General features: G+C 67.3%; 17 protein-coding genes and 3 pseudogenes. 16 read left to right on the top strand and 4 right to left on the bottom strand.

Translation table 11 applies throughout. The annotated features are described in order from the left end of the window. The first annotated feature begins 131 nt into the window (after positions 1 to 131). Positions 132 to 557 (top strand): Pycsar system effector family protein, encoded by a 426-nt coding sequence (locus GSI01S_RS20535; RefSeq protein WP_464367272.1) that lies wholly within the window; start codon positions 132 to 134, stop codon positions 555 to 557. 261 nt (positions 558 to 818) lie between these two features. On the opposite strand, the gene GSI01S_RS12525 is transcribed toward GSI01S_RS20535, so the two are convergent. Both GSI01S_RS12525 and GSI01S_RS12520 read right to left on the bottom strand, forming a co-directional pair. Further along, the gene (locus GSI01S_RS12525) at positions 819 to 1277 is read right to left on the bottom strand and encodes a hypothetical protein (RefSeq protein WP_006896937.1); all 459 of its coding nucleotides are present in this window, start codon (positions 1275 to 1277) and stop codon (positions 819 to 821) included. Then, positions 1274 to 1948 (bottom strand): RNA polymerase sigma factor, encoded by a 675-nt coding sequence (locus GSI01S_RS12520; protein ID WP_006896936.1) that lies wholly within the window; start codon positions 1946 to 1948, stop codon positions 1274 to 1276. The genes GSI01S_RS12525 and GSI01S_RS12520 overlap by 4 nt, the downstream gene beginning before the upstream one ends. Positions 1949 to 2030: 82 nt before the next feature. On the opposite strand from GSI01S_RS12520, the gene GSI01S_RS12515 reads away from it, so the two are divergent. The 11 genes and pseudogenes from GSI01S_RS12515 to GSI01S_RS20145 all read left to right on the top strand — a co-directional run. Then, positions 2031 to 2525: an Asp23/Gls24 family envelope stress response protein gene (locus GSI01S_RS12515; RefSeq protein ID WP_006896935.1), complete on the top strand. Its 495-nt coding sequence runs from the start codon at positions 2031 to 2033 to the stop codon at positions 2523 to 2525. Continuing rightward, entirely contained in the window at positions 2525 to 2866 is a 342-nt protein-coding gene (locus tag GSI01S_RS12510) for an Asp23/Gls24 family envelope stress response protein (RefSeq protein ID WP_006896934.1), read from the top strand. Before GSI01S_RS12515 ends, GSI01S_RS12510 begins: the two co-directional genes overlap by 1 nt. Next, positions 2859 to 3041 carry a hypothetical protein gene (locus GSI01S_RS12505; protein ID WP_006896933.1) on the top strand — a complete coding sequence of 61 codons (183 nt, stop codon included), beginning with the start codon at positions 2859 to 2861 and terminating at the stop codon, positions 3039 to 3041. Before GSI01S_RS12510 ends, GSI01S_RS12505 begins: the two co-directional genes overlap by 8 nt. Beyond that, positions 3034 to 3519 (top strand): Asp23/Gls24 family envelope stress response protein, encoded by a 486-nt coding sequence (locus GSI01S_RS12500; RefSeq protein ID WP_006896932.1) that lies wholly within the window; start codon positions 3034 to 3036, stop codon positions 3517 to 3519. The genes GSI01S_RS12505 and GSI01S_RS12500 overlap by 8 nt, the downstream gene beginning before the upstream one ends. After that, entirely contained in the window at positions 3516 to 4100 is a 585-nt protein-coding gene (locus GSI01S_RS12495) for a DUF6286 domain-containing protein (RefSeq protein ID WP_006896931.1), read from the top strand. The genes GSI01S_RS12500 and GSI01S_RS12495 overlap by 4 nt, the downstream gene beginning before the upstream one ends. Further along, complete coding sequence (locus GSI01S_RS12490) at positions 4097 to 4651, top strand: hypothetical protein (RefSeq protein WP_006896930.1); 555 nt, start codon at positions 4097 to 4099, stop codon at positions 4649 to 4651. The genes GSI01S_RS12495 and GSI01S_RS12490 overlap by 4 nt, the downstream gene beginning before the upstream one ends. Before the next feature lie 33 nt (positions 4652 to 4684). Then, positions 4685 to 4885: a CsbD family protein gene (locus tag GSI01S_RS12485; protein ID WP_006896929.1), complete on the top strand. Its 201-nt coding sequence runs from the start codon at positions 4685 to 4687 to the stop codon at positions 4883 to 4885. A gap of 85 nt (positions 4886 to 4970) precedes the next feature. Beyond that, a complete protein-coding gene (locus GSI01S_RS12480; RefSeq protein ID WP_006896928.1) occupies positions 4971 to 5525 on the top strand; it encodes a TetR/AcrR family transcriptional regulator in 555 nt (184 codons plus the stop codon). Next, a complete protein-coding gene (locus tag GSI01S_RS12475) occupies positions 5522 to 5869 on the top strand; it encodes a DMT family transporter (protein WP_006896927.1) in 348 nt (115 codons plus the stop codon). Before GSI01S_RS12480 ends, GSI01S_RS12475 begins: the two co-directional genes overlap by 4 nt. Further along, positions 5866 to 6177 carry a DMT family transporter gene (locus GSI01S_RS12470; RefSeq protein WP_006896926.1) on the top strand — a complete coding sequence of 104 codons (312 nt, stop codon included), beginning with the start codon at positions 5866 to 5868 and terminating at the stop codon, positions 6175 to 6177. The genes GSI01S_RS12475 and GSI01S_RS12470 overlap by 4 nt, the downstream gene beginning before the upstream one ends. A gap of 226 nt (positions 6178 to 6403) precedes the next feature. Then, positions 6404 to 6691 (top strand): annotated as a pseudogene (locus GSI01S_RS20145) (ester cyclase); the annotation flags it as partial. Positions 6692 to 6761: 70 nt separating this feature from the next. On the opposite strand, the gene GSI01S_RS12460 reads toward GSI01S_RS20145, so the two are convergent. Continuing rightward, positions 6762 to 7958, bottom strand: coding sequence for an acyl-CoA dehydrogenase family protein (locus tag GSI01S_RS12460; RefSeq protein ID WP_006896924.1), 1197 nt, complete (start codon positions 7956 to 7958; stop codon positions 6762 to 6764). A gap of 113 nt (positions 7959 to 8071) precedes the next feature. On the opposite strand from GSI01S_RS12460, the gene GSI01S_RS12455 reads away from it, so the two are divergent. The 4 genes and pseudogenes from GSI01S_RS12455 to GSI01S_RS12445 all read left to right on the top strand — a co-directional run bounded on the left by GSI01S_RS12455 (position 8072) and on the right by GSI01S_RS12445 (position 9886). Beyond that, the gene (locus tag GSI01S_RS12455; protein ID WP_039867638.1) at positions 8072 to 8299 is read left to right on the top strand and encodes a hypothetical protein; all 228 of its coding nucleotides are present in this window, start codon (positions 8072 to 8074) and stop codon (positions 8297 to 8299) included. A gap of 125 nt (positions 8300 to 8424) precedes the next feature. Beyond that, the gene (locus tag GSI01S_RS12450) at positions 8425 to 9117 is read left to right on the top strand and encodes a GntR family transcriptional regulator (RefSeq protein WP_372452473.1); all 693 of its coding nucleotides are present in this window, start codon (positions 8425 to 8427) and stop codon (positions 9115 to 9117) included. A 95-nt stretch (positions 9118 to 9212) separates the two neighbouring features. Further along, a pseudogene (locus GSI01S_RS20785) lies at positions 9213 to 9263 on the top strand (hypothetical protein); the annotation flags it as partial. 13 nt (positions 9264 to 9276) lie between these two features. Further along, positions 9277 to 9886, top strand: a pseudogene (locus tag GSI01S_RS12445) (nitroreductase). A gap of 22 nt (positions 9887 to 9908) precedes the next feature. On the opposite strand, the gene GSI01S_RS20525 reads toward GSI01S_RS12445, so the two are convergent. Continuing rightward, positions 9909 to 10175: a hypothetical protein gene (locus tag GSI01S_RS20525; RefSeq protein ID WP_233500179.1), complete on the bottom strand. Its 267-nt coding sequence runs from the start codon at positions 10173 to 10175 to the stop codon at positions 9909 to 9911. Between the last annotated feature and the right edge of the window lie 495 nt (positions 10176 to 10670).

Here is a 10670-nt window from a genome sequence, read left to right as displayed (position 1 = left end):
CGCACCCCACGTCGTCGCCCTCGTCCGAGCCGGCAAGACCTTCGAGAAAGGCAAACTCGTCGAATCCGACACCCCATCAACATCGCAAGAGGAGGCCGCCTGAAACAACCTCATCCACAGGTCTTGACAATATCTCCGATACGAAGGCGCCATTTGCACTGACAATTGAGACCGCGCTCCTCGTGGGAGTTATCACGCTGTCGGGCGAGGGGCGGGTGCTCCATGACCTTGGGGGCTGGGCCGTAGTCTGGTACGTCGTTGGCATCCTCCTCTTAGTAGCTAGCGTCCTATGTGCGGCCTGGGTTGTGCGTCCCCGGCTACGGGCCTCCAACCTCGAGGTTGAGGCGCCGGACAACTTTGTCTATTTCGGACACCTGCGGCACCTGACGCCCGAAGCCGTTCAGGATCGGCTCGAGGGCCCGACTCTTCTTCCGGTACTGTCGAAACAGCTCGTGGAGATGAGCAAGATAGCGTGGACAAAGCACCGGCTTGTGCAGTTGTCTATGAGTCTTTCTCCGATTGGCGTTATGGCACTTGGCATATGTGCGACATGCTGACTTGTGTGAGGCGATGCTCGGTCGTCAGAGCAGAGGGGTTGCCGCTGCATGGGCGCCGCAAGAGATCGATCTACGCCAAATGTTCGCCGAAAGTGACTTGGATGGCCGACCACATGGAGAATCAAAATTGACACGACTCATCGAGGCACGCATGTTCTGTCAGACTTCCGGGGGTAGCGCTGCTAATCTCCGCTGCATCTCGACATGAGCGGCGCGGCGCGACGCGGGTTGTCGGGCTTGAGCCTCGCCCCAACCCCCTTCTCAGTTCAGCCACTCCCGGCTGTACACGTCCTGCCAACGGACATGCACCTGGGCGCCGGCCCGCCGTGCGCGGTCCGGGCCGAGGGTCTGGCCCAGAACCTGTTCGACGGCGTCGCGGACTCGGTCGGCCTCGGCGTGGAGGTCGTCGCGGTAGCGGGCGACGAGCCCGATCGTGAGGCCGGTGAGTTCATCGTCGTCGCCGTCCAGCCGGACGTGGACCACCAGGCGGCCGACGGCGTTCCGCACCCGCGTGGCCAAGAGTTGCTTGAGGACGCGGTCGTTGACGCGGACCCTCGGGTCGTCGGTGGCGAGGTCGCGGCCGGGCCGACGGAGCCGGGGCAGTCCGGACGCGATCGCCGAGACCAGGCGTGCGACGTCGCCGGTCGGCTCATCGAGGCGGCGGCTCGCGTCCACCAGCCAGGCGTCGGTCGGATCTCCGCCTACAGCCTCTGAATTCATGTCCGCGTCCTCCTCTCTCGACTCTGTCGCTGTGCTTCGGGTTCGCCGATGCGTTCCTCCGGGCTCGGCATCCCGCTACTCCCAGGCTTCCACGGCGCGAGGCGAGTGGTGAGGAAGGTCCGACTGCGCTGGAGGTGCCCACGCACCGAACCGTTGCTGATCTTCAGTACCGACTCGATCTCGCCGAGAGAGAGGCCCTCGACCTCCCGAAGCCACCACACCGCCCGCGGTACGGGCGGCAGGTGCGTCAGTTCGGTGCGGAGTGCTTCGACCAATTCGGCTCGCTCGGCGGCCTCGCTCGGCAGCGGCTGGGCCGACTCGAGGTCGGCGAATTGCTCGTTCTCAGTGGGCAGTTCCCGGCGGCGGCGATAGTGGTCGATCACCTTGCGATGAGCGATGCCGAGCACCCAGGTGCGGACCGCGCTGCGGAACTCGAAGTCCGGCAGTGCGCGCCACACCGCGATCATCGTCTCCTGCGCGACGTCCTCGGCGACCTGCGGATCGTCGATCATGCGCCGGACGAATCGCAGCAGGAGCGGCGCCGTTCGGCCGATCAGGACGTCGAAGGCCTCCGGATCACCGGCACCTGCGGCGGCGGCCAACTCCTCGTCGGAGAAGTCGTCCAGACCAGGGCTCGCCCGGTGACCGTTGGTGTGATTCAGATCATTCACCGATTCGCGTGCAACTTTCTGTTCGGCTGCGACTGACTATATACAACCCCGGAACCGACGGGGTCCCTTGGAAAGGACCAGCATGAGCGAACAGACCACCGCGAAGTCGACCGACGCAGGCACCGACACCGACGGTCCGCGCACCACCGGGCGCGACGTCCAACTGGCCCGGAACTCGACGACCGCGCTCAACGGCAGCCTCGGCACCACGTCGATCGCGGACGTCGTCGTCGCCAAGATCGCGGGAATCGCCACCCGCGAGATCGACGGTGTGTACGACCTCGGCGGTACCACGGAACGCGCTGTCGGCAAGGTCCGCGACGTGCTGCCGGGTACCAGCACCAGCGTGACTCAGGGAATCGACGTCGAGGTCGGGGAGCGGCAGGCCGCCATCGACATCTCGATCGTCGCCGAATTCGGCGTGGCCATCCACCAACTCGCCGGGGCCATCCGCCGCAACGTGATCAACGCGATCGAGCAGATGACCGGCCTGGAAGTGACCGAAGTGAACGTGACCGTGCACGACATCCACTTCGACGACGAGGACCAGGACTTCGGCGAACCGCGGGTCCAGTGATGGCGCCGCCTTCGGCCGACGACGCGCTGGTGAAGGACATCGCCGCCGCCGTGCTCGCGGTACCCGGAGTGGTGGAACTCGACGGCGGAATGTTCGGCGAGGTCGCCACGTATCTCCCGGGCGAACGGGTCAGCGGCATCCGGCTCTCCGACGAGGAGGGCTCGGTGCACATCGTGGTCGATCTGCGCCACGACCTGCGCGAGGTGGCGGCGCAGGTGGCGGACACGGCCAGTGAGATCAGCGGCCGCCGGTTCTCGGTGACCATCGAGGACGTCACCACCGGAGAACCCGCCGCCGCCGGGACCGCGACGACCGAATCTGAAGGAGAACTCGATGACTAAAGCTGCGACGATCGGCCTGTTCGCGGGCCTGCTGCTGGCGTTGGCGGCCACCACCGGCGGATTCGGCGGTCTGATCCTGGCGCTGATCCTCGGAGCCGTCGGGCTGATCGTGGGCCTGCAGGTCGACGGCACCATCGATGTGCGCGCGATCGCGCGCGGACGCAGCCGTGGCTGACGTCTCGGCCCCGTCGGCCAACGTGCCGGACACCACCGCGCCCGGTCGGCTGACGATGGCGGACAGCGTCTTCGAGAAGATCGCGTTGGCCGCCGCGTTGAGCGTCGACGGCGTGGTCCGTCACGACGGATCGATGGCGGGTCGGCTGGGCGCGTTCGTCGGCGGTGAGGCGACCGCGGGCTCCGACTATCCCCGGGTGCGGGTGGAGAGCGCGGGCGGCGCCGCCCACGTCGTGGACCTCACGTTGGCGCTCGCGTGGCCCTCACCGATCTCCGCCACCTGCTCACGGGTGCGGCAGAAGGTCGGCGACGAACTCGACCGGCTCACCGGGAACCGCCCGGTGCGCGTGAACGTCGCGGTGGAGGCGGTGGTGCCCGGAGCCGCCGCGAGATTCAGGAAGAACGGCTTCGTGCAACTGCCCGATCCCGACGACGGGCCCGCTGCAGGCGAAGCCGTTGACGAAGGGGGAAGACCATGACACCGTCGGCCGCCGAAGACCGTGACGACGAGTTGCGGGACATCAGCGATGAACCGATTCGCGATCCGGCGGGGTTCCCCGGAGCCGCCATCGCCGGCGGGCTGCTCGGGGTGGCGCTGCTCGTGCTGTGCGGGGCGATGATCCGGGACCTACTGGTGACCACCGGCGCCGTCTCCGGGGAGACCTGGACTCACCGTGCCGCCGACAATCTCGGGTCGTCCACCTGGAGCGGTTGGATGTGGGCGATCCCCGCCGTCTGCGCCGTGGTCGGCCTCGTCCTGCTCTGGCTCGCGGTGAAGCCCCGCCGGCGAACGCACCTCAACGTCGACGGCGTCCGCGTGGTGTGGACCCGCCCGGTCGACGTCGCGCGCCGCGCGAGCGCGGCGGTCTCCGAGGTGCCCAACGTCCGGCATGCGCTGACGACGGTGGGACGCCGCCGCATCAGGGTGACCGTCCGCACGTCCGGGCCCGTCGACCGCGATCGCATCGCGCAAGTGGCCGATGACGCGGTCGGGGCGGTGAGTTCCGGCAAGCACGTGGTGGTGAAGGTCCGGGGGCCGAGGAAAGAGTTCGTCGAATGAACCGCGGAGCCGCAGCCCTGCACCGACTGTCGATCGGTGTGATCGGGCTTCTGTGTCTGGTACTGGCCGCAGGGGTGATCCTGCACCAACTGTCGGTGCACCCGGTCGAGGGGTGGGTGGACCGAATCGACACCGGAGGCATCCGTGACGCGACCGCCGCCGGTTGGTTCGCCGCCGTCCTGGTCGCCGTCGCACTGCTCGCGTTGTATTGGGGCTGGAGGCTGATCCGGACCACGATCGCGCCGCGCCGACCCGAACTCCTGGTGCTGAACGGCAGCGGGCCCGAGGGGACGATGACGGTCTCGCTCAAGCAGGTGGCCTCGGCCGTCGAAGAACAACTCGCCACACAGACTGTCCTGCGCCAGGTGCGCGTGCAGGCGATCGACGACCGCGGCGAGGCGATCATCCGCATCACGGTCGACGTCGCACCCGAGCGCTCGTACGACGAGATCGTCGGCATTGTGACGCCGACGATCGAAGACCTCCGAATCGCGCTGGGGGATTCGGATGTGCACGTCCAGGTCTTCATTCACCTGGACGCGCTGCAATAACCGAAGTGAAATCCGAGAAGAGGAGTTGCCGCAATGGCGATGGAAGACAAGATGAGCAACAAGGCCGACGAGCTCAAGGGCAAGGCCAAGGAGGCCGGCGGCTCGCTGACCGGCGATGACGACCTCAAGAACGAGGGCAAGGCCGATCAGGCCGCGGCCGCGGTGAAGAAGGGCGTCGAAGAGGTCAAGGACGCGGCCGCCAAGGTGAAGGACAAGCTCACCGGCGACAAGTGATCGCACGCCGGCCCGTCGGGAACTCCCCGGCGGGCCGGCGCTTCTTTGTGTCCGCACTTTACCTTCTGGAAGGTAAAGTGGCCGGATGGAGTCCGAGACGCGGGTGCGCATCCTGCAGGCGGCCAAGGAACTGGCCCAAGAGAGCGAATCGGTGCAGGGGGTGACGATCTCCCTGGAGTCGGTCGCCGCTCGTGCCGGGATCACCAAACCCGGCCTGATGTACCACTTCCCGACCAAACGGGAACTCATGCTCGGTCTGGTGGAATACGCTGCGCGCCACTGGGACTCGCTGTTGCGCGCGCACGCCGGAGCCGGTCCCGCCGACCTGGCCGTCTTCGACCGCTACCGCGCGTACGTCACCGTCGCCACCACCGCCGACGTATCCCGGGCCGACTACTGGATCTTCACCGATGCGCTCTACCACCCCGAACTGACCGAACCCTGGGCTCGTGTCCTCGGACCGTGGTTCGCACTCGAGGACGTGCCCGTACCGGCGCGGGCACGGCTGACGGCCGCGCGTTTCTGCGCCGACGGGGCGTGGATGTCGGAGGCCACCGGCGTGTTCCCCGCCGACGATCTTCCCGCCGTCCGACGCCACGCGCTCGCGCTGATCGACGCCGCCGAGGGGGCGGAGCGGTGAAGTGGCTGCTGCTGGGCGGCGCCATCGCCGCCGAGGTGACCGGGACGCTCACCCTGCGCGCCACCGTCGACCATCCCGGCTGGATTCCCGTGGTGATCGTCGCCTACTGCGCGGCTTTCGCTCTGCTCGCGCAGACCCTGCGCGCCGGTATGCACATCGGCGTCGCCTACGGGATCTGGGGTGCTTCCGGCGTCGCACTCGTCGCAGTGCTCGGCGTGGTGATCTTCGGTGAGACGCTCGGGGCGCGGGCGATCATCGGAATCGCGCTGATCATCCTCGGTGTGGTCGTGGTGGAGACGGGGGCGAAGACCGTCGGCGCCGCGAGCGAGGAGCAGGTGCTGTGAGCTGGGTGTGGCTGCTGCTGTCGATCGCCTCGGAGGTCACCGGCACCTTGGGCTTGCGTGCGGCCGGTGCCGGTCGCCGTCGCTGGCTGATCCTGGTGGGGATCGGATACACCTGTGCCTTCGTCTTCCTCGGCTTCGCCCTCGACGCCGGCGTGCCGGTCAGTGTCGCGTACGGAATCTGGACCGCCGTCGGCATCGTGGCGATAGCGACGCTCGCCCGCGTGATCTGGAAGGACCCGTTGACCGGCCGGATGCTGCTGGGCATGGCCCTCATCATCGCCGGCGTGCTGCTGGTGGAACTCGGCTGACGCTCGTTTCGTCGACGTCCAGAATCTTGGACATTTCGCGTGCGGACTACGCGCGCATAGTGGGTTCACTCTCAATCAGCCAATCGAGGAGGACTCCTATGACCGCGTTATCCGACCATATCGTCGATGCCCACAACCGAGGACTTGCAGAGAAGGATATGGAATTGTTCGGCAGCATCTTCGCCGATGACGTCGCCGTGGAACTGCCGGGCGGGACGAGTTTCGAGGGCCGCGACGGGATCGTGCAGACAGCCGTCGCGTTCTACACCGCCTTTCCGACATCCGGCTCACGCCGCGCCAGATCTGGGCCGACGACAACGGCGTCGTGGTGGAGCAGGTCTTCACGGGGACGCACACCGGCCCGCTGGCCACGCCGAACGGGGAGGTGCCGCTGACCGGAAAGAAGGTGGAGTTCGGACTCATCGACACCTTTCTCGTCACCGACGGAAAGGTGAGCGCGCACCGCGTCTACTACGACAATCTCGCACTCCTGGGACAGCTCGGGCTGGCCTGACGGACAGACACGACGGCGGGGCGGATCACGGCGGTGTGCCGGGTCCGCCTTCCGCGTGTTCCGGAGCCCGTCACCGTTCGGAGTAGTTCTCCAGCAGCCGCCGGCCGATGATCATCCGCTGGATGTCGGCGGTTCCCTCGCCGATCAGGAGCATGGGGGCCTCGCGGTAGAGGCGTTCGATCTCGTACTCCTTGGCGAAACCGTATCCGCCGTGGATCCGGAAGGCGTCCTCGACCACGTCGCGGCAGTACTCGGAGGCCAGGTACTTCGCCATTCCGGCTTCGAGGTCGTTCCGTTCGCCCGCGTCCTTGACGCGGGCGGCGCGGACCACCATCTGATGCGCGGCTTCGACCTTCGTCCCCATCTCCGCGATGCGGAAGAGGACGGCCTGGTGCTCGGCGATCGGCTTGCCGAAGGTCTCGCGCTGCTGGGCGTACGAGGTGCCGAGCTCGAAGGCGCGGTGGGCGACGCCGACGGCGCGTGCGGCGACGTTGACGCGGCCGACTTCGACGCCGTCCATCATCTGGTAGAAGCCCCGGCCCGGCTCGCCGCCGAGGATCTCGGCGGCGTCGATCGAATAGTCGTCGAAGAGCAGTTCGGTGGTGTCGACGCCCTTGTACCCCATCTTCTCGATCTTTCCGGGGATCGTGAGGCCAGGTGCCGCCTCGCCGAATCCGGGCGTCTTCTCGATGAGGAAGGTCGTCAGGTTCTGATGCGGACGGTCGCGCCCCTCGGGAGTGCGGACCAGGACGGCCACGAGTGACGAGCTCGCGCCGTTGGTGACCCACATCTTCTGGCCGTTGACGGTGTACCGTCCTCGGCCGTCGGGGGTGGCGGACGTCGTGACGGCGGCGACGTCGGACCCCAGACCGGGCTCGGACATGGAGAAGGCGCCGGTGAGGTCGCCGGCTGCGAGGCGGGGAAGGTACTTCGCCCTCTGTTCCGGTGTGCCGTGCTGCTGCAGCAGGTAGGCGACGATGAAATGCGTGTTGATGATGCCGGAGACGCTCATCCAGCCACGGGCGATCTCTTCCACGACCAGCGCATAGGTGAGCAGCGACTCGCCGAGTCCGCCGTACTCCTCGTCGATGGTGAGGCCGAAGAGCCCCATCTGCTTCATCTGCGCGACGATCTCCGTCGGGTACTCGTCCGCGTGTTCCAGATGGGTGGCCATGGGCAGAATCTGCTGGTCGACGAAATCCCGGACCGTCGCGAGGATGTCTCGCTGTTCGGTGCTGAGGTTCTCGGTCGCACACAACTTGCCCATGGGTCCTCGTCTCTGTTCGCTGCCCCAACCATCGTGCATAATATGCGGTTCTGCCTCGGGGTGAGGCGGATCTGGTGACGTACGCCGCCCCGGAAGCTCTTCGACCTGCCGTGATGTCACTGGCAGAAGCGCCGGTGCACCCGCATCTCGTGGCACGTGAGACCTTCGTAGAAGTGGAGGGCGTACCGCAGCCGGCGCCCGCGCCGCGGTTCAGTCGGACGCCGGGCTCCATCTCGCGGCCTCCGGCCGAACCGGGTGAGCACACCGACGAGGTACTGACCGACTGGGGCTTCGACGCCGAGCGCCTCGCCGCACTGCACGCATCGGGTGCCATCAGCTGAACCCCGCGCACGGGTCAATCAAATTGCAACGCACGACGCGCCGGACACTCGAGTGCCCGGCGCGTCGTACGCATTGTGTGAAAGATATTATCCAGGTGACAGAACCGACACCAGTGAGGCGGCAGATCATCGTGAGTGCACCCGTGTCGAGCGGCCGTGGACGGCATAAGCAGTTGCCGGACGCGGTCACGAGCTACGTCCGTGAACAGATCATGTCGGGCAACCTCAAGCCGGGCGAGTTCTTGCGGATGGAGCCGATCGCGGAGACGGTCGGCGTCTCGATCACTCCGGTGCGCGAGGGTCTGCTGCGCCTGTCGAACGAAGGATTCGTCACGGCCGTGCCCCGCCGTGGTTTCGTGGTCGCCGAGTTCACGCGGCAGGACGTGCGCGATCTGTTCTGGGCGCAGGCACAGTTGTCGGGGGAACTCGCCGCGCGTGCGGCCGAGCGGATCACCGATGTCCAGCTCCAGCAGCTCGAAGAAGTGATGGCGCAGTGCGATGCCGCGGTGAGTTCGGGCAATACCGAGGCCATCGGGGACCTCGGACACCAGTTCCACCGGCTGATCAATCTCGCGGCCGACTCCGACCGGCTCGCTCGACTGCTGGCGTCCATCGTCAAGCACCTGCCCAACTCGTTCTACGCGTCGATCGAGTCGCATGTGCGCACGGTGACGCCCGAACACCATCAGATGCTCGACGCGCTGACCGCGCACGACGCCCAGCGCGCACGCGAGATCACCGAGAAGCACATCGTCAACAGCGCCGACTACGTGGTCCAGATGCTCGAGGAGCGCGGACTGTGGAAGGACGCGGAGTAGGCGTTGCCGGTCACGACGTCCGTCGAGGCGTCCGCGCCGGTTGACATTCAAGTAGGTCGAAGCCGGATGATGTCCGGGTGGCAGATTCCAGGTTGATGTCGATCGGATCGTTCGCGCGGCGGAGCGGTCTGACGGCGAGTGCGTTGCGTTTCTACGCTGATGCAGGTGTGCTTCTGCCTGCACAGATCGATCATTACGAAACCCGGCACCGCGACGCTCGAGTCGCCGGACGAGGACGGTCGCGTCCTCGAGGCGCTGCTCGACAGCCGCTGGAGCTGCCGCGGCTATCAGGAGGGCCGGCAGGTTCCGCGTGCGGACATCGAGCGGCTGCTGTCGATCGCTCAGCGGTCGCCGTCGTGGTGCAACACGCAGCCGTGGCAGGTCATCGTCACCCGAGGGCGAGGGAACGGAGCGATCCCGCGCGGCTCTGACCGAGTGGGATCGGCGAAGCAGGCGATGGAGAACTTCCGGCTCTTCGGTGCGCCGCACGTCGCGATCGTGACGACCGACGCGGTGCACGATGTGTACGGTGCCGTCGATTCCGGGCTCTACGTGAGCAACTTCCTGCTGGCGGCGCGGGCACTCGGTCTCGGCGCCATTCCGCAGGCGGCCCTCGCGATGGCGTCTCCGCTGATCCGGTCGCATTTCGCGATCGCCGACGATCGCAAGGTCCTGCTCGGCATCTCGTTCGGCTACGCCGACCCCGACCAACACCTACCGCACCTCGCGTGCGGAGCTGTCGGACGTGGTGCGCTGGGTCGACGCCTGAGAGAGGCCCGGATGCGGCCCGCTCACTGCGCGGCCGCGCCTGCGTCGCGCTCGACCGGTGCGACCTTGACGTGATCCGGCCGCTTCAGCGTGCCCTCGCCGATCAGCTCCACATCGGCCTTGATGTTGAGGGCCGAGCGGATCCGGTCCTCGATGGCGGCCTTCACCTCGGGGTGGCGTGCGGGGTCGACGGCGTCGGCGACTTCGGCCACCACAGGCAGTGGACGCTGGGTGGAATGACCCTCGAAGTCGGGGCGGATACGGATGTGCCCGGTGGTGAGCGGCGCCATCTCCTCCACGAGTTGCTTCACCGCTGACGGGAACACGTTGATGCCGCGGACGATGAGCATGTCGTCGGTGCGCCCGACACACCGAACCTTGTATCCGGTCCGACCGCAGGCGCAGTCGGTGGCGGTGACGACGACGTGATCGCGGGTGCGGAAGCGCAGCAGCGGCGACGCCCGACGCCCGACGCCCGAGGGCGGTGTACACCACTTCCCCCTCGACGCCGGCCGCGGGGGCGAGCACCTGCCCGTCGGCGGGATCGATGATCTCGGCGATGATCAGATCCGGCGAGTGGAAGTGCATGCCCTCCCCGGCTTCGCATTCGCCCCAGTAGATGCAGCCGAGGTCGGTGCCGCCGAGCATCTCGCGCGAGGTGGCGCCCCACAGCGACTGCAGCTTGTCGCGGATCGCGGGCAGTCCGCCGCCCGGCTCGCCGCCGACGCTGATGCTGCGGACGCCCAATTCGGCGGCGGGCACACCGACGATGTCCGGCGCCTGTT

It is taken from the genome of Gordonia sihwensis NBRC 108236, assembly GCF_000333035.1.
In the GTDB taxonomy this organism is placed as follows: domain Bacteria; phylum Actinomycetota; class Actinomycetes; order Mycobacteriales; family Mycobacteriaceae; genus Gordonia; species Gordonia sihwensis.
This window is presented reverse-complemented; position numbering and strand designations above follow the sequence as displayed.